We start from the raw sequence: 24,845 nt of genomic DNA on the forward strand, positions 1-24,845 counted from the left end.
CGCAACTCAAGGAGCGGACAGATGCCCATCGCAACCCCCGAGGTCTACAACGAGATGCTCGACCGGGCGAAGGCAGGCAAGTTCGCCTACCCGGCCATCAACGTCACCTCGAGCCAGACCCTGAACGCGGCGCTGCGCGGGTTCGCTGAGGCCGAGAGCGACGGCATCGTCCAGATCTCGACCGGTGGCGCCGAGTTCCTCGGCGGCCAGTACAGCAAGGACATGGTGACCGGCGCGGTCGCGCTCGCCGAGTACGCGCACATCCTCGCCGAGAAGTACCCGGTCAACATCGCGCTGCACACCGACCACTGCCCGAAGGACAAGCTCGACGGGTACGTACGTCCGCTGATCGCGGTCTCCGAGGAGCGCGTCAAGGCCGGCAAGAACCCGCTGTTCCAGTCCCACATGTGGGACGGCTCCGCGGAGACCCTCGCCGACAACCTCGCCATCGCCCAGGAGCTGCTGGAGCGCACCCGCGCCGCCCACATCATCCTCGAGGTGGAGATCACCCCCACCGGCGGCGAGGAGGACGGCGTCTCGCACGAGATCAACGACTCCCTGTACACGACGGTCGAGGACGCGATCCGCACCGCCGAGGCCCTGGGCCTGGGCGAGAAGGGCCGCTACCTGCTGGCCGCCTCCTTCGGCAACGTGCACGGCGTGTACAAGCCGGGCAACGTCGTGCTCCGCCCGGACCTGCTGAAGGAGCTGAACGACGGCGTCGCCGCCAAGTTCGGCAAGGCCTCCCCGTTCGACTTCGTCTTCCACGGCGGCTCCGGCTCCACCGAGCAGGAGATCCTGACCGCGCTGGAGAACGGCGTGGTGAAGATGAACCTCGACACGGACACCCAGTACGCGTTCACCCGTCCGGTCGCCGCCCACATGTTCCAGAACTACGACGGCGTCCTGAAGGTCGACGGCGAGGTCGGCAACAAGAAGGCCTACGACCCGCGCACCTGGGGCAAGCTGGCCGAGGCGTCCATGGCCGCGCGTGTCGTCGAGGCCACGAAGAACCTGCGCTCGGCGGGCAACAAGATCAAGTAGACGGTACGTCCGTTCTCTTCCGGTGGGCCCGGTGGCTGTCTGTGCCGCCGGGCCCGCTGTATACCTGGGTGCATGCCCGACGTCCGGCTGGCCTCGTCCCAGGGCAAGTGGATCCTGCTGACCACGGTCCTCGGCTCCAGCATGGCCCTGCTGGACTCGACCGTCGTCAACGTGGCACTGCCCACGATCGGCCGCGACCTCGACGCGAGCCTCGCCGCCCTGCAGTGGACGGTCAACGCCTACATGGTCACGCTGGCCGGCCTGATCCTCCTCGGCGGCTCCCTCGGCGACCGCTACGGCCGCCGGAGGATCTTCGTCCTCGGTGTGGTCTGGTTCGCGACCGCCTCCCTGCTGTGCGGTCTGTCCCCCAGCGCCGTGCTGCTCGTCGTGGCGCGAGCCCTGCAGGGCGTCGGCGGTGCGCTGCTCACCCCCGGCTCCCTGGCGCTGATCCAGGCCTCCTTCCACCGGGACGACCGCAGCCGGGCCGTAGGCCTCTGGTCCGGCTTCGGCGGGATCGGCGCGGCGGTCGGCCCGTTCCTCGGCGGCTGGCTGGTGTCCGGTCCCGGCTGGCGCTGGGTGTTCCTGCTGAACGTGCCGCTCGCCCTGCTCTGCGTGCCGGTGGCCCTGCGGCACGTGCCGGAATCGGCCGACGAGGGCGAACACGGCCGGTTCGACGTCCTCGGCGCGGTCCTCGGCGCCCTCGCCCTCGCGCTGCTCACCTACGCGCTGATCGAGGCCCGGGGCGGCACCGCGGTGGTGGTTCTGACCGGGGTGGCGGGCCTGGCGGCGGCCGTGGCCTTCGTCCACGTCGAAAGACACCGCCCGGACCCGATGCTCCCGCCCGACATCTTCGCCTCGCGCCAGTTCACGGCGGTCAACCTCGTCACCCTGTGCGTGTACGCGGCGTTCGGCGGCTACTTCTTCCTCACCGCCCTCCAGCTGCAGGTCGTGGCAGGCTACTCGCCCCTGGCCGCGGGTACGGCCCTGCTCCCCACCACGGCCCTGATGCTGCTGTTCTCCTCCCGCTCGGGCGCCCTCGCCGACCACACCGGGCCCCGGCTGCCGCTCACCGTCGGCCCGCTGCTGTGCGCGGCGGCGATGCTGCTGATGCTCCGGGTGGGGCCGGGCGCCGACTACGTCACGGACGTCCTGCCCGCCGTGCTGGTCATGGGCACCGGGCTGGTCACCCTCGTCGCCCCGCTGACCGCCACGGTCCTGGCCTCCGTGGACAGCGCCCGGGCGGGCCTGGCCAGCGGCATCAACAACGCGGCGGCCCGGGCGGCGGGGCTGGTGGCGGTCGCGACCCTGCCGCTGGTGGCGGGGATGGGGCCGAAGGCGTACCGGTCGTCCACGGCGTTCGACGCGGCGTTCGAACGGGCGATGCCGGTCTGTGCGGGGGTGCTGGTGGTCGGCTCGCTGCTGGCCTTCTGCCTGGTCCGCCGCCCGGCCCCGGACTGCCGCCGCCCGGAGTGCCGGACCCACGGCAGTGTGACCGCTCCGCCGCTGGAAGGGGAGCGGCGGGGGTAGCCGGGCACCCCGCACCCCGAGCCCGCATATGCCCGGGGTGCGAGAAACTGAACCCATGACGATTCACGAGAACCTCCTGGGCGGCCCGCCTCCGACCCATCTCCCCGACGACCCGGAGCCCCGCGAACTCCTCGCGGGCGGCACCGCCCCCGCGGACGTCGCCGCCAAGTACCCGACCTCCTCCCTCGCCTGGGCCCAGCTGGCCGACGACGCGTTCGAGCGCGGCGCGGTCGTGGAGTCGTACGCCTACGCCCGTACGGGCTACCACCGGGGCCTCGACGCCCTGCGCCGCAACGGCTGGAAGGGTCACGGCCCGGTTCCCTGGGAGCACGAGCCGAACCGCGGCTTCCTGCGCGCCCTGCACGCCCTCGCCCGCGCGGCACAGGCGATCGGCGAGCAGGAGGAGTACGAGCGCTGCTCGCAGTTCCTGAAGGACTCCTCCCCGACGGCGGCGCAGACCCTCGGCTGATCCGACCCGTCTCCGGTGTGGCCCGTCTGGCAACGGACGGGCCTTGCCGTACCCGGAGTGATTGCGGAGGATGCGGTGGGGACCGGGGCCCCCGTGCCGGATTCGGCAGGGGCGGACCGCTACCCGGAGCAACAACAGGAGACAGCGATGTCCCAAAAGGCTCGCCCCCTTTCCGAGGCCGCTGAGCCCGAGACCCCGCATCTCGACCCGAACCTCGACTTCGCGGGTACGACGCCGTACGAGGACTACGTCAAGGCGGATGTGCTCACCCACCTGCAGCACACCCTCTCCGACGACCCCGGAGAGATGGTGTTCCTGGTGACGACCCAGGTCATGGAGCTGTGGTTCACCGTCATCGTGCACGAGTGGGAGACCGCGGCGGCCGCCCTGCGCCGCGACGACGTACCGACCGCGCTCGCCGCGCTGAAGCGTTCGGTACGGGAGCTGGAGGCGCTGAACGCCTCCTGGACGCCCCTCGGCCAGTTGACCCCCGTGCAGTTCAACTCCTACCGCGGCGCCCTCGGCGAGGGCTCCGGCTTCCAGTCGGCGATGTACCGCCGCATGGAGTTCCTGCTCGGCGAGAAGTCCGCGTCCATGCTCGTACCGCACCGCGGCGCCCCCCGCGTCCACGCGGAGCTGGAGAAGGCGCTGCACGAGCCCAGCCTCTACGACGAGGTGCTGCGGCTGCTGGCCCGGCGCGGCCACGCGATACCCGGGGACGTCCTGCACCGGGACGTGTCCCGGCGCTACGAGCCCCACGACGGGGTCGAGCAGGCCTGGGCGGCCGTCTACTCCGGCGACCAGGACGCGGAACTCACCCGGCTGGGTGAGGCGTTGACCGACGTGGCCGAACTGGTCTGGCGCTGGCGCAACGACCACCTGGTCGCCACCCGCCGCGCGATGGGCGCCAAGGCTGGCACCGGCGGCTCGGCCGGCGTGGCCTGGCTGGAGAAGCGCGCCCGCAAGAACGTCTTCCCGGAGCTGTGGACGGCGAGGTCCCATGTCTGAACTGGCCCTGGAGGCAGAGAAGCTGGACGCGGCGGACGAGCTCGCGCCGCTCAGGGACCGCTTCGTCCTCGACGACGTGGTGTACCTGGACGGCAACTCGCTCGGCGCGCTCCCCGCGGGCGTCCCCGGCCGGGTCGCCGACGTGGTCCGGCGCCAGTGGGGCGAACTGCGCATCCGCTCCTGGGAGGAGAGCGGCTGGTGGACCGCGCCCGAGCGGATCGGCGACCGGATCGCGCCGCTGGTCGGCGCCGCGGCCGGGCAGATCGTCGTCGGTGACTCGACGAGCGTCAACGTCTTCAAGGCGCTGGTCGCGGCGGTCCGGATGGCGGGCGAGGACCGCACCGAGATCCTGGTGGACGCCACGACCTTCCCCACGGACGGCTACATCGCCGAGTCGGCGGCCCGCATGACCGGCCGCACCCTGCGCGCGGTGACCCCGGCCGAGGTGCCCGCCGCCCTCACCGACCGCACGGCCGCGGTGCTGCTCAACCACGTCGACTACCGCACCGGCCGGCTGCACGACCTGCCCTCCCTCACGTCGGCGATCCACGCCGGTGGCGCCCTCGCGGTCTGGGACCTGTGCCACAGCGCGGGCGCGCTGCCGGTGGGCCTGGACGAGCACGGGGCCGACCTCGCGGTCGGCTGCACCTACAAGTACCTGAACGGCGGCCCGGGTTCACCGGCGTACCTGTACGTCCGCAAGGAGCTCCAGCCCCGCTTCGACTCCCCGCTGCCCGGCTGGAACTCCCACGCCGAACCCTTCGGCATGAGTCCGGCCTACCGCCCGGCACCGGGCGCCCTGCGCGGTCGCGTGGGCACCCCGGACATCCTGTCGATGCTGGCCCTGGAGGCGGCCCTGGACGTCTGGGACGGCGTCGGCGTCGCCGCCGTGCGCGCCAAGTCCCTCGCCCTGACGGACTTCTTCCTGCGCTGCGTGCGGGCGTACACCGAGCCGGGCCGCGTCGAGTCCGTGACTCCGGAAAGGCACGGGGAACGCGGCAGCCAGGTCGCCCTGCGCTGCCCGGACGCCGGCGAGGTGATGCAGCGCCTGATCGCCCGGGGCGTCGTGGGCGACTTCCGCCACCCCGACGTCCTCCGCTTCGGCTTCACACCGCTGTACGTGGGCTTCGGCGAGACCGAGCGGGCGGCCAGGATCCTGGGGGAGGAACTGGCGTAGGGGGAGGGGCCCGGAGGCGCGAGTGCACCTCCGGGCCCCGTACAGAACCGTTTGGCCTCACCCTGCGTGACATCCCCATGTCCCCGCACGTCACCGGCCTGGTACCGTCCCCGCCAACAGCGAACGACAATTCCCCGTCCGGTGTCCGCCGGACGCCGGACCCGTTCCATCGCTGAGAGGTTGGAGCATGCCGGACGACGCCGCAGCAGCCCGGGCCACCGCCGAGGAGGAGTCGCTCTTCTCGCACCCCCCGGTCGAGCCCGACGTCTCCTGCGCGTACGGCAGCCATCCCGACCAGGTGATCGACTTCTACGCCCCCCGGACCGGCCGGGACTCGGTCGTCCCGCTCGTCGTGGTCCTGCACGGCGGTGCGTGGCGCGCCCGCTACGACCGCCGCCACATCACCCCCTTCGCGGACTACCTGGCACGCAGGGGCTTCGCGGTGGCCAACGTCGAGTACCGGCGCGGCGGCGATCCGCTGATCCCCGCGCAGAACGCGGGGGACGCCACCCCGCCGGCCGGCCGTTGGCCCGACACCTTCGACGACGTCGCGGCCGCCCTGGACGCGCTGCCCGCCCTCGTCCGCGAGGCGCTTTTGCAGGCCGACCCGGGCCGCACCGTCCTCACCGGCCACTCGGCCGGCGGCCACCTCGCCCTGTGGGCAGCCGCCCGTCACGTCCTGCCCGCGGACGCCCCCTGGCGCACCGGCCGGCCGGCTCCGCTGCGCGGTGTCGTCTCCCTCGCCCCGATCGCGGACTTCGAGGTGGCGGAGAAGCTGGACGTCTGCGAGCACGCCTCGCTGCAACTCCTCGGCGGCCACGACGTCTTCGCCGACCGCCGCCGCTGCGCGGACCCCGTGCTGCTGCTTCCGACGGGCATCGCGACGACGCTCGTCCAGGGGCGTACGGACCTGGTGGTGCCCGAGGCGGTGGCCGAGTCCTACGCGGACGCGGCGGCCAAGGCCGGGGAGGTGGTGGGCCTGACGCTGCTGGAGGACGTCGGTCACTTCCCGCTGATCGACCCGGCGGCGGACGCGTGCGCGGTGGTGGCGGAGGAGATCGCCCAACTGGCCTGGTGACAGGCCGGTCCGGTACGTGGTGAACGTCCGGGGCGCGACCCGTGCGGGCCGGTCCCGGTGATACCCGTAGTACCTGAGAGCTACCCCGCAGGACAGCTCCCTGGCGGGACGCCGACGACACGCCCCGATCCGTAACTTCCTTGCCGGACAAGCCCGATGGCCGGGCGATCCGGAAGGAAGCCCGACCATGGGGCACACCCACCACACGACCGACCCGCAACCACCGACGGCACTCTCGGCCCCCGGGGCCACGGATGTCCCCGGTGAGGTGCATCGGAGCCGGGGGGCCGGGGATCCGCAGGCGGGGAGGGTGAATCGGGTCCCCGAGGCCGCGGACCCGCAGTCGCGGACGGCGTCCGCGCCCCGGGAAAGCCTGCCGCATCCGGCGACCGAACCGTCTCGGGCGGTGGGGGCGGGAGACGGATCCCGGCGGAGGGCCGGGCCCTGGCGCCGCGCACTCCTCGCCGGCCTCCTCACCGCAGCCGTAGCCGCTCCCCTCTCCGGCGCCGCCCGCCCCCGGATCCCCGCCCCCGCCCCCGCCGCCCTCCCCCCGATCACGGCGACGACCCTCCGGACGGCCTACGCCGCCAACCGAGCCGACGCCGCCCGCGCCGCCGACATGGCCGCAGCGCACGGCGACCCCCACCGTGCCGCGGCGGACCGCGCGCTGGCCGCCCCGTCCCGCCGGCTCCTCGCCTTCGACGGCCGGGGCGCCGGCCAGGCCACGGAGGTCCTCGGCGACCTCGCCCGCGCCGACCGCACCGCCGTCCTCGTCCCCGGCTCGGACACCTCCCTGGACACCTACGCCCGCTTCCACGAGGCGGCCGCGGCCCTGTACACGGACCTCGCCCACCGCGCCCCGCGAGGCACCCGCACCGCGGTCGTCGCCTGGCTCGGCTACCGGACACCGGCCACCGTCAGCACCGCGGTGACCACGACCACCCGGGCCGAGCAAGCCGCTCCCCGCCTGCGCGCCTTCGTACGCCACCTGCGTGCCGCCACCCCGCCCCAGGCACACATCTCCCTGCTCTGCCACTCCTACGGCACGGTCGTCTGCGGCCGGGCCGCAGCCGCTCCCGGCCTGGACGCCGACGACATCGCCCTCGTCGGCAGCCCCGGCACCGGTGCGGACTGCGTCGCGGGCCTGCACACCCGCGCCCGGATCTGGGCGGCCCGCGGCAGCGACGACTGGATCGCACATGTGCCGCACGCCGCCGCCGATCTCTTCGGCACGACCATCGGCTTCGGCACCGACCCGGTCTCCCGCGCCTTCGGCGCCCGGGTCTTCGACGCGGCCGACGCCGGCCACAGCGGCTACTTCACCCCGGGTTCGGTCTCCCTCGCCAACCTGGCCCGGATCACCCTCGGCGAGACCCCGGAGGTGACCCGTGCCTGAACCGGCCGCAAGCGTTCACCGCACCGCCCCGCACGACACCCGGCCCGCCACGCCCGCCGCCACACCCCCTCCTCCTCGCCCCGGCGCCCGCCGCACCCGTACGTTCCTCAGCCCCGCCACCGCCCTCCTCGCCCTGCGCCACTGCGTCCACCGCGTCGACGACGCCACCCCCGCTTCCCGGGACCGAGCCGTCGACGCCCTTCGCGCGTGCGCGATCCTCGGCGTGGTCCTGGGGCACTGGCTGGTGACGGCACTGGTGGCCGGGGACGGCGGTCTGCACACCACGAGCCCGCTGCAGCACATGCCCCGGCTCGCGCCGATCTCCTGGCTGTTCCAGACCCTCGCCGTGTTCTTCCTGGTCGGCGGCCATGTGGCGACCCGGAGCCTGGCCGGCGCCCGCACCAGGGGCGAGACCTACGGCTGCTGGTTGCGCACCCGTCTGGCCCGCCTCCTGCGCCCGGTGGCCGCCCTGCTGTGCCTGTGGTCGGTGGCCGCGACGGCCCTCCTCCTCACCGGCGCCCCCCTGGCCACCGTGGAGGCCCTGCTCAAACTGGCCCTGTCGCCCCTGTGGTTCCTGCTGGTCCTCACCGGGCTGACGGCCGCCACCCCGCTCCTCACCCGCCTCAACCCGCTCTGGCCCCTGGCCGTCGTGCTGCACGTGGACCTCCTCCGCTTCGGCCTGCACATCGGCCCGTCCTGGCTCGGCTGGCTGAACGTGGCGGCGGGCTGGCTGGTCCCGTACACCCTGGGTGCGGCCTGGACCCGGGGCGAGCTGGACAGCAGCCGCGCGGCCCTCGTCCTGTTCCTCGGTGGCACGGCGGCCACGGCCGTCCTCGTCGGCTTCGCCGGCTACCCGGCATCCATGGTCGGCGTCCCGGGCACCACGATCTCCAACCTCGACCCCCCGACCCTGGCGGCCGTCACGTTCGGCCTGGCCCAGTGCGGGCTCGCCCTCCTCCTGTGCGACCGGCTGCGCCGCGCCATGGCCCGCCCGTTGCTCCGGGCGGCGGCGGCCCTGGTCAATCTGTCCGCGATGACCATCTATCTCTGGCACCAGACCGCCATGATGGCGACGACGGCCACAGGTCTCCTGGCCGGCCGGCTGCCCGGCCTGCACACCTCACCCGACTCCCTGGGCTGGGTGGCGTACCGTCTCGCCTGGCTCCCCGTCTTCGGCGTGGTCCTCGCCCTGTGCCGGACGGCCTTCCGGCACCACGAACAAGGCCCGCGACGCCCCCGAAACCGCCGGTCTCCCGTGGTCCGCCGACACCTGCCCCCAGCGAAGTCCACGCGCAATGCCTAGGGTTGACTCCGTGAAGCCCGCGGCAGCCGACGGTGAGAACACCCCCCAGGAGCCACCCGTATCCGACCACGCGCCCCCGGCCGCCGGTGCACCCGCTGCTCCCAGGACCGCCCGGCTGCGCCGCTGGTTCGGCGAGAACCCCTCGCCGAACTCGCCCCCCTTCCCCCGGCATCGCTGGATCCGCCTCCTCACCTACCTGATCACGTTCTACGCCGCCCTGGCCATCGCCCTCGGCGGCGGCGAGGAGCTGGGGAACGACTACGGATTCACCCAGGGCACCGGTTTTCTCCTCACCGTCGTCCAGGGCGTCGCCGTCGTCCTGGCCCTGTGGCGCCCGGCGCCGGCCTGGGCCGTGTCCCTGTCCGCCGCCGTCGCGACCGCGCTGCTCGCCCGCCCACAGCTGGACACGCTCTCCCTACGGCTGCCCAGCGGCCCCAACTGGCCCTGGGCCACCCCGGCGTTGCTGGCCCACATGGCCGTACTGCTGCTGCTCGCCCTGCGCGTCCGCATCCGTGGCACGGTCGCCGCGCTCGCCGTGACCGCCCTGGTGACCACCGTCCTCGAGGGCGGCATCGGAGCCACGCGCTACTCCCCGACCGGGCCCGTGGCCGTGGGCCTGTTCGCGGTCGCCGCCGTCATCGGCACCGCCCTGCGCGGCCGCAGCGAGGCCCGTAGCCAGCTGGTGCGGCAGACGACGATCACCGCCGAGGAACGGGCCCGCCGCACCCTCCTGGAGGAACGCAGCCGTATCGCCCGCGAGCTGCACGATGTGGTCGCGCACCACATGTCGGTGATCTCGATCCAGGCCCAGGTGGCCCCGCACCTGGTGGAGAACCCCTCCGAGGAGCTGAAGGAGAACCTCGCCGGCATCCGCAACAACGCTCTGGAGGCGCTGACCGAACTGCGCCGTGTCCTCGGCGTGCTGCGCTCGGAGAGCCCGGAGGAAACGGAACGCGCCGAGGGACTTTCCCACTTGGCCGCGCCCGGCACCGGCCCGGCCCCCGACGCCCCGCAGCCGAATCTGGCCCGTCTGGACTCCCTGCTCGAGAACACCAGGGCGGCCGGTGCCGACGTCGTGAAGGCGGAGGAGGGGGACGCCCGCGGGTACTCGCCCGGGGTGGAGCTGTCCGCGTACCGGATCGTCCAGGAGGCCCTGAGCAACGTCCTGCGGCACGCGCCGGGCGCGAAGGTGCGCGTGGAGATCGCCCACTTCCCCCACGGTATGTACCTGAGCATCGTCAACTCCCGCCCCGGCGGTCCGGTCCAGCCGTCGGCGGGCAGCGGTCACGGTCTGCTGGGTATGCGGGAGCGCGCGGCGATGCTGGGCGGCAGCGTCGAGGCGAAACCGACCCGGCATGGCGGTTTCCAGGTGACGGCGTTCCTTCCCCGGGGAGACGCCCCGGACGCGGCCGCCGTCGCCGCACCAGCCCCACCCGCCTCGTCGCCCTGACCCCGCCTCGTCTTCCCTGACCCCGCCCCGTCGCCCTGACCCCGCCTCGTCTTCCCTGACCCCGCCCCGTCGCCCTGACCCCGCCCCGCCCCCTTCGCAGTCCCCGACCCACGACAGCCCCGAGCCACCGACAGGAGAACAGGACCCATGACGAGCGGCGCCGGCTCCATCCGCGTACTCATCGCCGACGACCAGCAGATGGTCCGGCAGGGTTTCGGCGTGCTGCTCGGCGCCCAGCCCGGCATCGAGGTGGTCGGACAGGCCGTGGACGGTCTGGACGCGATCGCGCAGACCGCCGGGCTGACCCCGGACGTGGTGCTGATGGACATCCGGATGCCCGAACTCGGCGGCATCGAGGCGACCCGCCGGATCACCGCCGAGCACCCCGCCGTCAAGGTGCTGGTGCTGACCACGTTCGACCTGGACGAGTACGTGTACGAGGCACTGCGGGCCGGGGCCTCCGGCTTCCTGCTCAAGGACGCCTCCGCGGACAAGCTGGCCGAGGCGGTGCGGGTGGTGGCCGCGGGCGACGCGCTGCTCGCGCCCGGCATCACCCGCCGTCTCATCGCCGAGTTCTCCCGTCTGGACGGCAGCCGCCGCACCCCGCTCAAGCAGCGCGTCGGCGACCTCACCGAACGGGAGACGGAGGTGCTGGCGCTGATCGCCCAGGGCCTGTCGAACGCGGAGATCGCCGAGCGGCTGGTCGTGGCCGAGCAGACCGTGAAGACGCATGTGGGCCGCATCCTGGTCAAGCTGGGCCTGCGCGACCGCACCCAGGCGGCGGTGTTCGCCTACGAGTCCGGGCTGGTCCGCCCCGGCGGCCGCCGAGGCGCCGACCGGCCCGTGCGGGACGCCCCGTAGTACCTGAGAGGGACGCGGAAGAACCCCTCTCCGTGGTGACGACCGGGACCCGCCGTCGGCCTACCGTTTCGTACGTGACCCAGACGACGCACACGCAGCCGACACCTCCGGGCCCGGCCGGCCGGCCGGGCAGCCCCGAGTTCCGGCTGGCCGCGGACGCCCTGCGCGGGCTGCGGCAGGACCTGTTCCAGGACGCCTTCGCCTACCGCCCGCTGCCGCGCATGAGCGCCGACGGCCCGCTCACCCGCCGTCTGTCCGGCGCGAGCTGGACACGGCACGCGGTGGTGGCCGCCCTGGGCGTGATGGCGATGTCCGTCGCCGTGACCAGTTCCTTCGAGTCCGGACCGGTCACCTTGCTGTGCGCGCTGCTGGCGCTGGCACCGGTTCTGCTGACGCTGGTGCGACCGGTGGGGGCGTTCTGGGTCTCGCTGGGCGCGAGCACGGCCGCCGCCGTGATCGGGCGGAACGACTGGAGCGACTGGCCCTGGCTGCCGGGCAGCTTCCTGGCCCACCTGGTGGTGCTCACGGTCGTCGCGCTGCGTACCCGCCCGCGCACCGCGGCCTCGATGTGGGTGATGACCGCGGTCTACGGCTTCGTCACCGGAGGCCTCTTCGGGTGGCACCGCTACGACACCGACGTGGCCCCGATGCTGTTCGTGTCGGCCCTGATCCTGCTGGCCGTCACGGTCCGTCACGTCCGCCGCCAGGCCCAGCAGGAGGTCACCGCCCAGCAGACGGTCACCGAGCACGAGCGCTCCCGCCGCACCCTGCTGGAGGAGCGCACCACGATCGCCCGTGAGCTGCACGACGTGGTCGCCCACCACATGTCGGTGGTGGCCATCCAGGCGGAGGCCGCGCCCTACCGGGTGGAGAATCCCCCGGAGGAACTGGAGAAGGCGTTCGCCACCATCCGGGAGAACGCGGTGGCGGCCCTGACCGAGCTGCGCCGGGTCCTGGGCGTCGTGCGCGCTGAGGACTACGAGGCACCGGACGCCCCCCAGCCGACCCTGGCCGACCTGGACGGACTGCTCGCCAACGTGCGCGAGGCGGGGCTGACGGCGGAGAAGGCGGTGACCGGCGCGGTGCGGGAACTCCCGCAGGGAGTGGAGCTGTCGGCCTACCGGATCGTCCAGGAGGCCCTGAGCAACAGCCTGCGGCACGCGCCGGGTGCGAGCGCCCGCGTGGAGATCGGCTATGTCCTCGGCGGCCTGGGCCTGCGCATAGTCAACACCGCGCCGCCCGCCCCGCACCTCGTCAAGCCCTCGCCCGGTGCGGGCCACGGCATCACGGGCATGCGGGAGCGGGTCTCCATGCTCAGCGGCGAGATGACGACGGGCCCGACGGAGGACGGGGGCTACGAGGTGACGGTGTTCCTGCCGGTGCCGGCGGCCACCGCGGTCGAAGGGGACGCATGACCATCCGCGTACTGATCGCGGACGACCAGATGATGGTCCGCGAGGGCTTCTCGGTCCTGCTGAACGCGATGCCGGACATCGAGGTCGTCGGCGAGGCCGTCAACGGCAGGGAGGCGGTGGACCGGGTCCGCGAACTCGCCCCGGACGTCGTCCTGATGGACATCCGCATGCCCGAGCTGAACGGCATCGAGGCGACCCGGGAGATCGTGGCGGCGGACGCGGCGGCGAAGGTGCTGGTCCTGACCACCTTCGACCTGGACGAGTACGTGTACCAGGCCCTGCGCGCAGGGGCCTCCGGCTTCCTCCTGAAGGACGCCTCGGCACGCCAACTGGCCGACGGGGTGCGGGTGGTGGCGGCAGGGGAGGCGCTACTGGCCCCCTCGGTCACCAGACGCCTGATCACGGAGTTCTCCCGCCTCTCGGAGCCCCCGCGCCTGATCCCGTCGGCGGCGGCCCGGACGGCCTACGGCGAACTCACGGAACGTGAGACGGAGGTCCTGGTCCTGATCGCCCAGGGCCTGTCCAACGCGGAGATCGCCGGGCGACTGGTGGTGGCGGAGTCGACGATCAAGACCCACGTCAGCCGTGTCCTGGTCAAGCTCGGTCTCAGGGACCGCACCCAGGCGGCGGTGTTCGCGTACGAGGCCCGCCTGGTGACACCGGGCTGACGGGAAGGCACGCGGGGGAGCGGCGGAGCGGCGGGTGGAAGCCGAGATCCGCCGCAGGCCGGCGTACGGCCGTCGCGGCTTGGCCGGCACCCCTGGTCAGACGTCGGCCCGGCGCGTTAGCGTCCCGGCATGGCAGCCCCTACCGACCTCGGTTTCGACCCCTGGGACCCGGCGTTCGTCGCCGACCCCTACCCTGCCTACGCCGAGCTGCGCGCACGCGGCCGGGTGGTCCGGTACGAGCCGACCGACCAGTGGCTGGTCCCGCACCACGCGGACGTCTCGGCGCTGCTGCGGGACCGCCGGCTGGGGCGGACGTACCAGCACCGGTTCTCGCACGAGGAGTTCGGGCGGACCGCGCCGCCGCCGGAGCACGAGCCCTTCCACACCCTCAACGACCACGGCATGCTCGACCTGGAGCCGCCGGACCACACCCGCATCCGGCGGCTGGTGTCGAAGGCCTTCACGCCGCGCACGGTGGAGCGCCTGAAGCCGTACGTCGAGGGCCTGGCGAACGAGCTGGTGGCGTCGCTCGTCCACAACGGCGGCGGGGACCTGCTCACCGACGTGGCGGAGCCGCTGCCGGTGGCCGTGATCGCCGAGATGCTCGGCATCCCGGAGGGGGACCGGGCGCAGTTGCGCCCCTGGTCGGCGGCGATCTGCGGGATGTACGAGCTGAACCCGTCGCAGGAGACGGCCGCGAAGGCGGTCCGGGCGTCGGTGGAGTTCTCGGAGTGCCTGCGTGAGCTGATCGCCGCTCGCCGCAAGGAGCCGGGTGAGGATCTGATCTCCGGGCTGATCGCGGCGCACGACGAGGACGACGACCGGCTGACCGAGCAGGAGATGATCTCCACGGCGGTACTCCTGCTCAACGCCGGCCACGAAGCCACGGTCAACGCCACGGTGAACGGCTGGTGGGCGCTGTTCCGCAACCCCGGCCAGCTGGCCGCCCTGCGCGCCGACCGCTCGCTGGTACCGTCCGCGATCGAGGAGCTGATGCGCTTCGACACCCCGCTCCAGCTCTTCGAACGCTGGGTGCTGGACGACATCGAGATCGACGGCACGACGATCCCGAGGGGTTCGGAGATCGCCATGCTGTTCGGCTCCGCCAACCACGACCCGGCCGTTTTCACCGACCCCGGCCGCCTGGACCTCACCCGCGCCGACAACCCGCACATCTCCTTCAGCGCCGGCATCCACTACTGCATCGGCGCGCCGTTGGCCCGTATCGAGCTCGCCGCCTCGATGCGTGCCCTGCTGGAGCAGGCCCCGACCCTGAGCCTGGCGGCGGAGCCGCGGCGTAAGCCGAACTTCGTGATCCGGGGGCTGGAGGGACTGCGCGTCGAGGTCGGCTGATCAGCCGCGGCCGGAGCCGCAGGCGGTCGACCCGCAGACCGCCTGCGGCCGATGAGGGCCACGGCGCATCCGCTGACGGTTACCGTTCCACCGTCTCCTCCAGCACCGTCCGCCCCAGCAGCGCATACCGTTCGGGTGCCCGCCGCTTCAGGTACTGGGCGTAGCCCACGCCCGTCGCCGCGACCAGGCCCACCAGCCACGGGGTCGCCCTGAGCACCAGCGAGCCGGACTCCGCGCCGGCCGCGGCCCCCATGTTGGACACCAGCAGGACGACCACGCCGAGCATCGCGATGCCGCCGACGAGCGGGGCGGTGAACGTCCTGAACCAGTGGCGGCTCTCGGGGTGATGCGTGCGGAAGTAGACGAGGACCGCGAAGGAGCACACGGCCTGTACGACGAGGATCGCCATCGTGCCGAGGATGGCCAGCAGCACGTAGAGCGCGTTGTACGGGTCCTTGCCCGCGATCCAGAACGCGGCGATCAGCACGGCGCTCACCGCCGTCTGCACCAGGCCCGCGATGTGCGGGGAGCCGTGCCGGGCGTGGGTGCGGCCGATGGTGTTCTTCAGCGACGGCAGGACGCCTTCCCGGCCGAGGGCGTACAGATAGCGGGCGGCGCAGTTGTGGAAGGCCATGCCGCAGGCCAGCGAGCCGGTGATCATCAGCCACTGCATGACGTCGACCGCCCAGTGCCCGACGTAGCGCTCGGTGGGGGCGAAGAACATCGCGAGCGGGTTCGCGGAGGAGGCCGCCTTGACGGCCTCGGCCTCGCCGTTGCCGAGGATGGCCATCCAGGAGACGAAGACGTAGAAGACGCCGACACCCAGCACGCTGATCATCGTGGCCTTGGGGATGATCCGCTTCGGGTCGCGGGACTCCTCGCCGTACATCGCCGTCGACTCGAAGCCGACCCAGGACCAGAAGGCGAAGAAGAGCCCGAGCCCGGCGGACGTGCCCTTGAATGCGTTGACGGGGTCGACCGGCGCGAGGCTGAACCCGTGCGGTCCGCCCCCGTGGAGGGCCACGGACACCGCCATGGCCGCCAGGACGGTCACCTCGGTCGCCAGCAGCACCACCAGCAGTTTCTCGGCGACGCTGACCCCGAACCAGGTGCCGCTCGCGTTGATCGCGAGCATCAGGACCGCGAAGGCCCACCAGGGCACGTGCACGCCCGTCTGGTCCTTCAGGGTGGTGGTGGCGAAGGTCGAGAAGATCCCGATCAGCGCCGGCTCGAAGACGGCGTACGCGAAGGTCGCGAGCAGCCCGGAGGCGAGACCGGCGGTGCGGCCGAGGCCGTAGGAGATGAATCCGTAGAAGGCGCCCGTGGAGGTGATGTGCTTGGCCATCGACGTGAAACCCACGGAAAAGATTGCCAGGACGACCATTGCCACGAGATAGCTCGCGGGGGCCCCGACGCCGTTGCCGGACGACACCATGAAGGGCACGTTGCCGGTCATCGCGGTGATCGGCGCGGCGGTGGCGACGGCCATGAACACCACGCCGAGCAGCCCCACGGCGTTGGGTTTCAGTCGATGAACCGTTCCTTCGTCATCCGTCTTCGCCGCCGGGGCGACGCCCTCGTCCACTGCCATCGGGTGGCCCCCTCCGAGTCCGGTGTGTGGGTCCTGATGGAGCAGCATGGTCGACGAGACAGGGGCCCGGGAAGGGGGCGGGACGGTTAAATATTTGTCACCAGACCATTGGGCGGGTCATCTCCGCGGTCCTCATGCAGGAGCGTGTGCATGCGATTCCATGTCGCGCCTGGGCAAGTCTTCGAGACGGACAGCAGCCGCCTTGACGGCGGGGCTCTCTGCCTGGTCGCCGAGCTGACGTCTTCCTCCACCCCGGACGACGACCTGACGGACAAGGTCACCGTGACGGCAGCACCAGCCCCCAGGCTTCCTCCGCCACCCGCCACGTCCGTCTGCGCACCGGCCCCGACACCGCCGCGTCCGCGCGGTACCGGAAGTCCGCTCCCACCACCGTCACCGTGCGGCCGGACGCCCGTACCGGCGTCGCCTCCGCACCCACCGACAGCGGCCGTATCTCCACCTCCGCGAGCCCGCGGGTGCCCGGGGTCACCGCCACGGCCTCGACGGGCTGGCCCAGGTCCACCACCGTCTCGCCGTCGACCTCGACCCGGAACCGGGACGGGCCAGGCGCCGGCACGGCGGGGAGGCGGGGCGGACGGGGAGCGAGGGTGCGGACCAGGGAGCGGTACCAGGGCCGCCCCGAGGCCACGGCCACCGGCTCGGCCACGGCCACCCGCACCGGCTCCGGCGGGATGCCGAGGGCGCTCAGCACGACTCCGTCGCTGTCGTCCACCAGCAGGTCCAGGCGGCGCTCGGCGCCGTCCAGCACGGCCCGCGCAGCCGCCACCGCACTGCCCGGCACGCCCAGCGACTCCGCCAGGCCGGTGTCACCCACCGGGACCACCGACAGCGCACATCCGGCCAGCTCCCGTGCCCGGTGCAGCACGGTCACGGCGCGCGCCAGAGCGCGGCCGTCACCCACCACCACCGGCCGCCTCGCACCCCGGCGCCTCAGCGCGCGGGCGAATTCCTCCGGCCCGTCCGGCAGGCACACCTTGGCCGCCGCACCCGCGCTGAGCACGTCTTTCGCGATCCTTACGGACTCCCCGTCCGCCTGCCGGGCCGCCGGATCGATGATCACCAGCAGCTGTTCGGACGTCGCGAAAGTCGCCACCTCGGTCCTGCCTCGCTTCCTCGGGTAGCATCTTTGTGCAAGAGCCCCTTTGCGCTATTGCGCCAGGGGCTTCGTCTATTCCGGGGCATCCGGTCCGACGGTTGGCGACCAACGGCGGTCGCTGTGGTACGCGGCGGTGAACCTTACGCCCAGGCCCCCGACCTTGGACATGCCCCGCCCGGAAGGGGTGTACGCGCGTGCCCGCACTTGTGCTGCTCGGTGCTCAGTGGGGTGACGAAGGCAAGGGAAAGGCGACCGACCTGCTCGGTGGCTCGGTGGACTATGTAGTGCGGTACCAGGGCGGCAACAACGCCGGCCACACGGTCGTCGTCGGCGACCAGAAGTACGCCCTCCACCTGCTCCCTTCCGGAATCCTGTCTCCCGGTTGTACGCCGGTCATCGGTAACGGCGTCGTCGTCGACCCGTCGGTCCTGCTCTCCGAGCTGAGCGGTCTGAACGAGCGCGGCGTCGACACGTCCAAGCTCCTGATCAGCGGTAACGCGCACATCATCACGCCGTACAACGTGACGGTCGACAAGGTGACGGAACGCTTCCTCGGCAAGCGGAAGATCGGCACCACCGGTCGCGGCATCGGCCCGACCTACGCGGACAAGATCAACCGCGTCGGCATCCGGGTCCAGGACCTGTACGACGAGTCGATCCTGCACCAGAAGGTCGAGGCGGCCCTCGACGTCAAGAACCAGATCCTCACCAAGCTGTACAACCGGCGTGCCATCGCCGCCGACCAGGTGGTCGAGGAGCTGCTGGGCTACGCCGAGCAGATCAAGCCGTACGTCGCCGACACCGTGCTGCTCCTCAACCAGGCGCTGGAGGACGACAAGGTCGTCCTGTTCGAGGGCGGCCAGGGCACGCTGCTCGACATCGACCACGGCACGTACCCCTTCGTGACCTCCTCGAACCCGACCGCCGGCGGCGCCTGCACCGGCGCCGGTGTCGGCCCCACGAAGATCAGCCGCGTCATCGGCATCCTCAAGGCCTACACCACCCGCGTGGGCGCCGGCCCCTTCCCGACCGAGCTGTTCGACGAGGACGGCGAGGCGCTGCGCCGCATCGGCGGCGAGCGGGGCGTGACCACCGGCCGTGACCGCCGCTGCGGCTGGTTCGACGCGGTGATCGCCCGCTACGCGACCCGCGTGAACGGCCTGACCGACTTCTTCCTCACCAAGCTGGACGTGCTGACCGGCTGGGAGCAGATCCCGGTCTGCGTGGCGTACGAGATCGACGGCAAGCGCGTCGAGGAACTGCCGTACTCCCAGACGGACTTCCACCACGCCAAGCCGGTCTACGAGACCCTGCCCGGCTGGTCCGAGGACATCACCAAGGCGAAGTCCTTCTCCGACCTGCCGAAGAACGCCCAGAACTACGTCAAGGCGCTGGAGGAGATGTCCGGCGCCCCGATCTCCGCGATCGGCGTGGGCCCGGGCCGGGACGAGACGATCGAGATCAACTCGTTCCTCTAGGCACCCCGCGACAGCGCCCGCCGCTCCGCCCCCGGGCGTGACCGGCGGGCGCTGTCGTCGTCCCACGCGGTGCACAATCGGAATATGAGCGTCCACCGGGACCTGCGGTGCCGGGGGCCCTACGGCGGCGAAGGCGCCGATGCCGAGGGCACGGACTGCTCCGATCCCGCGGTCTTCGAGGTCGCCCGGTACCACTTGGCCCCGCTGCGTGTGTGCCCGGTCCATCTGGGGCCCTCGCTGCTGATGGCGAGCGGGGTGCTGTGGCCGCCGGAGATCAGGCTGATCGGCCGGCTCTGACACCGGCTGTTTCCCCGGCGTTCGCACAAGCCGCGCACTGACCCATCCTTGACCTGGCCATGATCTTCTCGTGGTTTCCGGCAATCGCGGGCGCGAGCAGCATCTACGCGGGTAGCCTCCGCACTGCACCGCCGCTGCTCGTTGCCAACTCCAGTCCAAACAGGAGCTTTGAATGCCCCTCAGTCCCATGAACCGCCGGGAATTCGTGAAGAAGTCGGCCGTCACCGGTGCGGCGGTGGCCGCCGCCGGGACCGTCGGCACCGGGACGGCGCAGGCCGCCGAGGACGGCCACCACCCCGGCAAGGCGCCGCGCACCTGGTCGTTCTCCATCCTCGGCACGACCGACCTGCACAGCCACGTCTTCGACTGGGACTACTACAAGGACGCCCCCTACGCCGACAAGGCGGGCAACTCCGTGGGCGTGGCCCGTGTGGCCACCCTCATCAAGCAGCAGCGCGAGGCCAAGGGCGAGCACCGGGTCCTGCTGGTCGACGCCGGCGACATCATCCAGGGCACCTCCCTGGCCTACTACTTCGCGCGCGTCGACCCGATCACCGGGACCGACGGCAAGAAGGGCCCCAGGCACCCGATGGCCGTGGCCATGAACCACATGCGCTACGACGCCGCCGCCCTCGGCAACCACGAGTTCAACTACGGCATCGACGTGCTGCGGAAGTTCGAGCGGCAGTGCCACTTCCCGCTGCTCGGCGCGAACGCGCTCGACGCCAAGACGCTCCGGCCGGCCTTCGCGCCGTACACCGTGAAGCGCATCTGTGTGCCGGGCGCCCCCGACATCAAGGTCGGCATCCTCGGCCTCACCAACCCCGGTATCGCGCTGTGGGACAAGGACAACGTCAGCGGGAAGATGGTGTTCCCGGGCCTGGTGGAGCAGGCGAAGAAGTACGTGCCGAGGCTGCGCGCGCTGGGCTGTGACGTGGTCTTCCTGACCGACCACTCGGGCCTCGACGGATCGTCGTCCTACGGCGACGAACTCCCGTACGTCGAGAACGCGTCGAACCTGGTCGCCGAGCAGGTGCCGGGCATCGACGCGATCCTGGTGGGCCACACGCACGTCGAGGTCCCGTCCTACACGGTGAAGAACGCGGAGACCGGCGAGGAGGTGCTCCTGTCGGAGCCGTACTGCTGGGGCTACCGCCTCAGCGTCTTCGACTTCGAGCTCGAACTCCACCACGGACAGTGGAAGGTGACGAGCAAGACGGCCCAGACCCTCAACCCCAACACCGTGGACGAGGACCCGGAGATCAAGAAGCTCCTGGAGGCCGACCACGAGCTGGTCGTGAAGTACGTGAACACGGCCGTCGGCACCTGTACGGCGGACCTGTCGGCGGCGGAGTCCTGCTGGAAGGACGTGCCGATCATGGACTTCATCCACAAGGTCCAGATGGAGAGCGTGAAGGCGGGCCTGTCGGCCTCGGACGCCGCCCTCCCGCTGATCTCGGTCGCGGCCCCCTTCTCCCGCACGGCCGACATCCCCCAGGGCAACGTCACCATCAAGGACATCGCCGGCCTCTACATCTACGACAACACCCTGTACGGCAAGAAGCTGACCGGCGCCGAGCTCAAGGACTACCTGGAGTACGGGGCGAAGTACTACCACCAGGTACCGGCCGGCACGAAGGTCGACACCGCGACCCTCACCAACGCCAACAACTTCTGGGACTACATGTACGACACGGCGGCGGGCGTCGACTACGAGATCGACATCGCCCAGCCGGAGGGCTCCCGGATCAAGAACCTCACCTACAACGGCGCGCCGGTCGCCGGCGACCAGGTCTTCGTCGTGGCGGTGAACAACTACCGCGCGAACGGCGGCTCCGGCTACCCGCACATCGCCGCGGCGCCGATCGCCTACAGCTCGACGAACGAGATCCGTCAGCTCATGATCGACTACGTGACTGCGAAGAAGACCCTCGACCCGGCCGACTTCGCCGTCACCAACTGGAAGCTGACGCAGGCCGGTACGCCGGTCTTCTGAAGAGATCCGCGCAATGAGCGACCGCCCCGGGCTGTTCGCGTAGCTCGGCCGGCCCCTGCCGCGGGCCGGCCGACGGCACGGGCCGCGACGTGAGCGAGGGCCGCCGGGTTCGTCCCGGCGGCCCTCGTCCGTGGTGTGTCAGCCGGTCGAGCGGGTGGCGCCGAAACCGCTCTCGTGCGTCCAGACATGGGTGCACGAGGGGCACTGCAGGTGCAGCAGGCTGCCGGTGTTGGACAGCAGGTAGCGCCAGTGCGCGGTGCAGGAGCGTCCCTGCCGGCAGGTCTCGCAGCCGCTGCGGTCGTCGCAGTTCGGGCACGCCACCCAGGCGCGCCGTCCTATGTCCGCCTGCGGATCAAGCGGCAGCATCGCCGGGTCCCGGCGGGAGCACACCGGCCGCCACCAGCTCGTCGTAGATGCGCTGCTGCTCCTCGTCCAGGTCGGAGTACAGCAGCGCACGCGCCTCCTGCTCGCCGCGGAGCGCCGCCGCGGGGTCCCAGTCGGGGCCGAGAGCGGCCATGACGTGGGTGCGGCGGAGCATCTCGTGCGAGCTCAGGTCGACGTCGAAGTCGAAGGTGGGACCGTGGGGGGACATGCCACCGAACGTAGGGAGGCATTTCCCCCACGGCAAGAAGAGGTGGGTGAAATCACACCAGCTCGACCCGTGGGGTCAGCTGAAGACGATCATCGAACCCTGCGCCAGGGAGCGGGTCACCGCCGCGTGCAGCCCCAGCCACACATGCCGTTCACGGGCGAACGGGCTGGGGTCGTACGGGGCGGGTACGGCCGGTTCCTCCAGCGCTGTCGGCGTCGTGGGCGGGGTCGGGGCCGCCGGCGGGTTGGCCGGGTCGATGCCGATCGACGCGGCGACGTACTCCAGCTCGCGCAGGAGGGTCTGCGAGGACCCCAGCGGGCCGCCCCCGGCCAGCAGTTCTTCGTTGGACAGGGGGTGCGGGAAGTCGACCGGGACGTACGCCCCCGCGTGGTCGTAGTGCCAGACCAGGTGCGACTGCTGGGCCGTCGTCTCGAACATCTCCAGCAACTGCTCGTAGTCCCCGCCGAGTTCGTCCACCGGCGTCACCGGCAGGCCGCACACCTGGAGCAGGTAGGCGCGGCGCAGGAAGTGGAGGGCGTCGTAGTCGAAGCCGGCCACCGGGGCGACCTCTCCCGACAGGCCCGGCATGTACTGGTACACGGGCACCGGCGGGAGGCCGGCCGCCGCCAGTGCGTTGTTGTACTGCGCGAGTTCGTCGGCGAACGGATTGTCCGGGGTGTGGCACAACACGTCCACGAGCGGTACCAGCCACAGGTCACAGGCCAAAGAGAGCTCCTCGCACGCCGTCGGGTCCGCAGAAGGCGGTCTGGGGGGCAGGGTACTGGTCATCTACCCGTTGGTCAGGTGTTCCAGCAGCGCCAGTGAGTGGGCGTTGGAGGCGGCGACGATCATGCGGGCGGTCTCGGCCTCGCGGCGGGCCAGCGCGTCCACCAGCTCCGTGTGCCCCGCCCACAGACGGCCGCGCAGGTCGGGGAGGCGGAGCAGGTGCTGGACCGCGCAGACCCAGGACTGCACGCGCAGGCGGTTGAGGAAGTCGCCGAGGTAGGGGTTGCCGAAGAGCGCGCTGAGCTCGCGCCAGAAGCGGAGGTCGTAGCCGACGAGGATCGTCAGGTCGCCGGCCGCCGCCGCCCGCTGGGCCTCCTCGCCGCGGCGGCGCACGGTGGCCAGGGCCGCGGTGGTACGCGGGTCCCCCGGCGGGGTGCGGAAGGCGGGGTGGCCCGTGCTGAGGGCCTGGAACATGCCGTCGGTGACCAGGCTGCGGGCCTCGATCATGTACCGGTAGTCGGTGACGGAGTACTCGGGCACGCGGAAACCGCGGTGCTGGTCGGCCTCCAGGATGCCCTGTGCGGACAGGTCGACCAGCGCCTCGCGGACGGGGGTGGCGGAGACGCCGTACTGCTCGGCGATCTCCTTGACCGTGAACGCCCGGCCCGGCCGCAGCCGCCCCGCCAGCACCTCGTCACGGAGCGCGTCCGCGATCTGCTGGCGCAGGGTGCTGCGTGTCACGGCGCCGTTGCCGGGCATGGTCGGGGCTCTCCTCACGCGTCGGGTGACGTACTCGTCCGTACTCGCGCGGCTGCGCGGGCACGCCATGTCTTACGAGCACGTCACCTTACGCGTTCGAATCTTCCCGGCGGCAGCCGCCGTACGGCTACGCCGTGTACTGGTCGGCCACGCTGAGCGCGGCGTCCAGGGCGGCGAGGCCCTCCTTCAGTTCGGCCTCCGTGACGTTGCACGGCGGGACCACATGGGTGCGGTTCATGTTCACGAACGGCCACAGGCCGTGCTGCTTGGCGGCGGCCGCGAACGCGGCCATGGGGGCGTTCGCCTCACCGGCCGCGTTGTACGGCACCAGGGGCTCGCGGGTCTCGCGGTTCTTCACCAGCTCCAGCGCCCAGAACATGCCGACACCGCGCACCTCGCCGACGCTCGGGTGCCGCTCGGCCAGCTCGGCGAGGGCCGGGCCGACGACGCTCTCGCCGAGCCGCTTGGCGTTCGCCACGACGCCCTCCTCCGCCATCACGTTGATCGTGGCGACGGCGGCGGCGCAGGCCAGCGGGTGCCCGGAGTAGGTCAGACCGCCGGGGTAGGGGCGCTTGCCGAAGGTCTCGGCGATCCTTTGCGAGATGGCGACGCCGCCGAGGGGGACGTAACCGGAGTTCACACCCTTGGCGAAGGTCATCAGGTCGGGCACGACCCCGAAGAGATCGGCGGCGAACCACTCGCCCGTGCGCCCGAAGCCGGCCATGACCTCGTCCAGGATGAAGACGATGCCGTGGCGGTCGCAGATCTCGCGGACTCCGGCCAGGTAGCCGGGCGGCGGGACCATGATTCCGGCCGTGCCGGGGATGGTCTCCAGGATGATCGCCGCGACGGTGCCCGGTCCCTCGAAGGCGATCGTCGTCTCCAGGTGCTCCAGGGCCCGTGCGGTCTCCTGCTCCTCGTTCTCGGCGTAGAACCGGGAACGGTAGAGGAACGGCGCCCAGAAGTGGACGACACCGCTCGTGCCGCTGTCGTTGGCCCAGCGGCGCGGGTCACCGGTGATGTTGACCGCCTGCTGGGTGCCGCCGTGGTACGAGCGGTAGGCCGAGAGCACCTTGGGGCGGCCCGTGTGCAGCCGGGCCATGCGCACCGCGTGCTCGACGGCGTCGGCGCCGCCGTTGGTGAAGAAGATCTTGTCCAGGTCGCCGGGGGTGCGCTCGGCGATCAGCCGGGCCGCCTCCGAGCGGGCCTCGATCGCGAAGGCGGGTGCGAAGGTCGTCATCGTCGCCGCCTGCTCCTGGATGGCCGCGACGACCTTCGGGTGCTGGTAGCCGATGTTCGTGTAGACCAGCCCGCTGGTGAAGTCCAGGTACCGCTTGCCGTCGTAGTCCCAGAAGTACGACCCCTCGGCGCCGGCGACGGCGAGCGGGTCGATGAGGTCCTGGGCGGACCAGGAGTGGAAGACGTGCGCGCGGTCCGCGGCCTTCACTGCGGCGCCGGCGTCGGGGTTGGGCTGAGGGGTCATGCCCGCGAGCGTAAATGTCCGCGATGCGGAAGGCCTATCGGCGTCTTGTTCTGTGGA

Annotated in this window: 23 protein-coding genes; 16 read left to right on the plus strand and 7 right to left on the minus strand. The window is 71.9% G+C overall.

Features of this window, described 5'->3' with window-relative positions:
* Positions 1–21: 21 nt before the first annotated feature.
* The 13 genes from fbaA (at position 22) to ABZ919_RS11435 (ending at position 14,749) form a co-directional block, all read left to right on the plus strand.
* On the plus strand, positions 22–1,044 hold the full coding sequence (gene fbaA / locus ABZ919_RS11375; protein WP_361245632.1) for a class II fructose-bisphosphate aldolase: 1,023 nt from the start codon (positions 22–24) through the stop codon (positions 1,042–1,044).
* A gap of 72 nt (positions 1,045–1,116) precedes the next feature.
* Positions 1,117–2,571: an MFS transporter gene (locus tag ABZ919_RS11380; RefSeq protein WP_361245635.1), complete on the plus strand. Its 1,455-nt coding sequence runs from the start codon at positions 1,117–1,119 to the stop codon at positions 2,569–2,571.
* 55 nt (positions 2,572–2,626) lie between these two features.
* Positions 2,627–3,040, plus strand: a complete 414-nt coding sequence (locus tag ABZ919_RS11385; RefSeq protein ID WP_361245638.1) for a DUF3151 domain-containing protein — start codon at positions 2,627–2,629, stop codon at positions 3,038–3,040.
* A gap of 147 nt (positions 3,041–3,187) precedes the next feature.
* Complete coding sequence (locus tag ABZ919_RS11390) at positions 3,188–4,048, plus strand: tryptophan 2,3-dioxygenase family protein (protein ID WP_361245640.1); 861 nt, start codon at positions 3,188–3,190, stop codon at positions 4,046–4,048.
* Positions 4,041–5,225, plus strand: coding sequence for a kynureninase (kynU, locus tag ABZ919_RS11395; RefSeq protein WP_361245643.1), 1,185 nt, complete (start codon positions 4,041–4,043; stop codon positions 5,223–5,225). Before ABZ919_RS11390 ends, kynU begins: the two co-directional genes overlap by 8 nt.
* Before the next feature lie 187 nt (positions 5,226–5,412).
* Complete coding sequence (locus ABZ919_RS11400; protein ID WP_361245646.1) at positions 5,413–6,303, plus strand: alpha/beta hydrolase; 891 nt, start codon at positions 5,413–5,415, stop codon at positions 6,301–6,303.
* Positions 6,304–6,709: 406 nt separating this feature from the next.
* The gene (locus tag ABZ919_RS11405) at positions 6,710–7,699 is read left to right on the plus strand and encodes an alpha/beta hydrolase (RefSeq protein WP_361245649.1); all 990 of its coding nucleotides are present in this window, start codon (positions 6,710–6,712) and stop codon (positions 7,697–7,699) included.
* A gap of 133 nt (positions 7,700–7,832) precedes the next feature.
* Positions 7,833–9,002, plus strand: coding sequence for an acyltransferase (locus ABZ919_RS11410; RefSeq protein WP_361245775.1), 1,170 nt, complete (start codon positions 7,833–7,835; stop codon positions 9,000–9,002).
* 10 nt (positions 9,003–9,012) lie between these two features.
* On the plus strand, positions 9,013–10,452 hold the full coding sequence (locus tag ABZ919_RS11415; protein ID WP_361245651.1) for a sensor histidine kinase: 1,440 nt from the start codon (positions 9,013–9,015) through the stop codon (positions 10,450–10,452).
* A gap of 147 nt (positions 10,453–10,599) precedes the next feature.
* A complete protein-coding gene (locus tag ABZ919_RS11420; RefSeq protein WP_361245654.1) occupies positions 10,600–11,313 on the plus strand; it encodes a response regulator transcription factor in 714 nt (237 codons plus the stop codon).
* 74 nt (positions 11,314–11,387) lie between these two features.
* Positions 11,388–12,728 (plus strand): histidine kinase, encoded by a 1,341-nt coding sequence (locus ABZ919_RS11425; RefSeq protein ID WP_361245657.1) that lies wholly within the window; start codon positions 11,388–11,390, stop codon positions 12,726–12,728.
* The gene (locus ABZ919_RS11430) at positions 12,725–13,396 is read left to right on the plus strand and encodes a response regulator transcription factor (protein ID WP_361245659.1); all 672 of its coding nucleotides are present in this window, start codon (positions 12,725–12,727) and stop codon (positions 13,394–13,396) included. Before ABZ919_RS11425 ends, ABZ919_RS11430 begins: the two co-directional genes overlap by 4 nt.
* Before the next feature lie 129 nt (positions 13,397–13,525).
* Positions 13,526–14,749, plus strand: coding sequence for a cytochrome P450 (locus tag ABZ919_RS11435; protein WP_361245662.1), 1,224 nt, complete (start codon positions 13,526–13,528; stop codon positions 14,747–14,749).
* Between the two features lie 79 nt (positions 14,750–14,828).
* Here ABZ919_RS11435 and ABZ919_RS11440 read toward each other — a convergent pair whose 3' ends face one another.
* Both ABZ919_RS11440 and ABZ919_RS11445 read right to left on the minus strand, forming a co-directional pair.
* A complete protein-coding gene (locus ABZ919_RS11440) occupies positions 14,829–16,340 on the minus strand; it encodes an APC family permease (RefSeq protein WP_361245665.1) in 1,512 nt (503 codons plus the stop codon).
* A gap of 277 nt (positions 16,341–16,617) precedes the next feature.
* Positions 16,618–17,454 carry a diacylglycerol kinase gene (locus ABZ919_RS11445; protein ID WP_361245668.1) on the minus strand — a complete coding sequence of 279 codons (837 nt, stop codon included), beginning with the start codon at positions 17,452–17,454 and terminating at the stop codon, positions 16,618–16,620.
* 197 nt (positions 17,455–17,651) lie between these two features.
* On the opposite strand from ABZ919_RS11445, the gene ABZ919_RS11450 reads away from it, so the two are divergent.
* From ABZ919_RS11450 to ABZ919_RS11460, 3 genes are all read left to right on the plus strand, one after another.
* On the plus strand, positions 17,652–18,935 hold the full coding sequence (locus ABZ919_RS11450) for an adenylosuccinate synthase (RefSeq protein WP_361245671.1): 1,284 nt from the start codon (positions 17,652–17,654) through the stop codon (positions 18,933–18,935).
* Between the two features lie 84 nt (positions 18,936–19,019).
* Positions 19,020–19,232, plus strand: a complete 213-nt coding sequence (locus ABZ919_RS11455; RefSeq protein WP_361245674.1) for a hypothetical protein — start codon at positions 19,020–19,022, stop codon at positions 19,230–19,232.
* 172 nt (positions 19,233–19,404) lie between these two features.
* Positions 19,405–21,228 (plus strand): 5'-nucleotidase C-terminal domain-containing protein, encoded by a 1,824-nt coding sequence (locus tag ABZ919_RS11460; RefSeq protein ID WP_361245677.1) that lies wholly within the window; start codon positions 19,405–19,407, stop codon positions 21,226–21,228.
* Positions 21,229–21,366: 138 nt separating this feature from the next.
* On the opposite strand, the gene ABZ919_RS11465 is transcribed toward ABZ919_RS11460, so the two are convergent.
* From ABZ919_RS11465 to ABZ919_RS11485, 5 genes are all read right to left on the minus strand, one after another.
* Complete coding sequence (locus tag ABZ919_RS11465) at positions 21,367–21,594, minus strand: hypothetical protein (RefSeq protein ID WP_361245680.1); 228 nt, start codon at positions 21,592–21,594, stop codon at positions 21,367–21,369.
* Positions 21,581–21,820 (minus strand): DUF6400 family protein, encoded by a 240-nt coding sequence (locus tag ABZ919_RS11470; protein ID WP_361245683.1) that lies wholly within the window; start codon positions 21,818–21,820, stop codon positions 21,581–21,583. Before ABZ919_RS11470 ends, ABZ919_RS11465 begins: the two co-directional genes overlap by 14 nt.
* Positions 21,821–21,895: 75 nt before the next feature.
* On the minus strand, positions 21,896–22,546 hold the full coding sequence (locus ABZ919_RS11475) for a hypothetical protein (RefSeq protein ID WP_361245686.1): 651 nt from the start codon (positions 22,544–22,546) through the stop codon (positions 21,896–21,898).
* Positions 22,547–22,609: 63 nt separating this feature from the next.
* Complete coding sequence (locus tag ABZ919_RS11480; RefSeq protein ID WP_361245689.1) at positions 22,610–23,305, minus strand: GntR family transcriptional regulator; 696 nt, start codon at positions 23,303–23,305, stop codon at positions 22,610–22,612.
* A 127-nt stretch (positions 23,306–23,432) separates the two neighbouring features.
* Positions 23,433–24,788, minus strand: a complete 1,356-nt coding sequence (locus tag ABZ919_RS11485; RefSeq protein ID WP_361245692.1) for an aspartate aminotransferase family protein — start codon at positions 24,786–24,788, stop codon at positions 23,433–23,435.
* Between the last annotated feature and the right edge of the window lie 57 nt (positions 24,789–24,845).

Source organism: Streptomyces sp. NPDC046759 (assembly GCF_040645475.1).
Lineage (GTDB): Bacteria > Actinomycetota > Actinomycetes > Streptomycetales > Streptomycetaceae > Streptomyces.

Excerpts from the sequence above, each read along its gene's own strand:
- ABZ919_RS11480 (WP_361245689.1), bottom strand. The coding sequence starts at position 23,305 with ATGCCCGGCAACGGCGCCGTGACACGCAGCACCCTGCGCCAGCAGATC.
- ABZ919_RS11385 (WP_361245638.1), top strand. The coding sequence starts at position 2,627 with ATGACGATTCACGAGAACCTCCTGGGCGGCCCGCCTCCGACCCATCTC.
- ABZ919_RS11430 (WP_361245659.1), top strand. The coding sequence starts at position 12,725 with ATGACCATCCGCGTACTGATCGCGGACGACCAGATGATGGTCCGCGAG.
- ABZ919_RS11420 (WP_361245654.1), top strand. The coding sequence starts at position 10,600 with ATGACGAGCGGCGCCGGCTCCATCCGCGTACTCATCGCCGACGACCAG.
- ABZ919_RS11485 (WP_361245692.1), bottom strand. The coding sequence starts at position 24,788 with ATGACCCCTCAGCCCAACCCCGACGCCGGCGCCGCAGTGAAGGCCGCG.
- ABZ919_RS11380 (WP_361245635.1), top strand. The coding sequence starts at position 1,117 with ATGCCCGACGTCCGGCTGGCCTCGTCCCAGGGCAAGTGGATCCTGCTG.
- fbaA (WP_361245632.1), top strand. The coding sequence starts at position 22 with ATGCCCATCGCAACCCCCGAGGTCTACAACGAGATGCTCGACCGGGCG.
- ABZ919_RS11435 (WP_361245662.1), top strand. The coding sequence starts at position 13,526 with ATGGCAGCCCCTACCGACCTCGGTTTCGACCCCTGGGACCCGGCGTTC.
- ABZ919_RS11460 (WP_361245677.1), top strand. The coding sequence starts at position 19,405 with ATGCCCCTCAGTCCCATGAACCGCCGGGAATTCGTGAAGAAGTCGGCC.
- kynU (WP_361245643.1), top strand. The coding sequence starts at position 4,041 with ATGTCTGAACTGGCCCTGGAGGCAGAGAAGCTGGACGCGGCGGACGAG.
- ABZ919_RS11440 (WP_361245665.1), bottom strand. The coding sequence starts at position 16,340 with ATGGCAGTGGACGAGGGCGTCGCCCCGGCGGCGAAGACGGATGACGAA.
- ABZ919_RS11390 (WP_361245640.1), top strand. The coding sequence starts at position 3,188 with ATGTCCCAAAAGGCTCGCCCCCTTTCCGAGGCCGCTGAGCCCGAGACC.
- ABZ919_RS11465 (WP_361245680.1), bottom strand. The coding sequence starts at position 21,594 with ATGCTGCCGCTTGATCCGCAGGCGGACATAGGACGGCGCGCCTGGGTG.
- ABZ919_RS11470 (WP_361245683.1), bottom strand. The coding sequence starts at position 21,820 with ATGTCCCCCCACGGTCCCACCTTCGACTTCGACGTCGACCTGAGCTCG.
- ABZ919_RS11400 (WP_361245646.1), top strand. The coding sequence starts at position 5,413 with ATGCCGGACGACGCCGCAGCAGCCCGGGCCACCGCCGAGGAGGAGTCG.
- ABZ919_RS11455 (WP_361245674.1), top strand. The coding sequence starts at position 19,020 with ATGAGCGTCCACCGGGACCTGCGGTGCCGGGGGCCCTACGGCGGCGAA.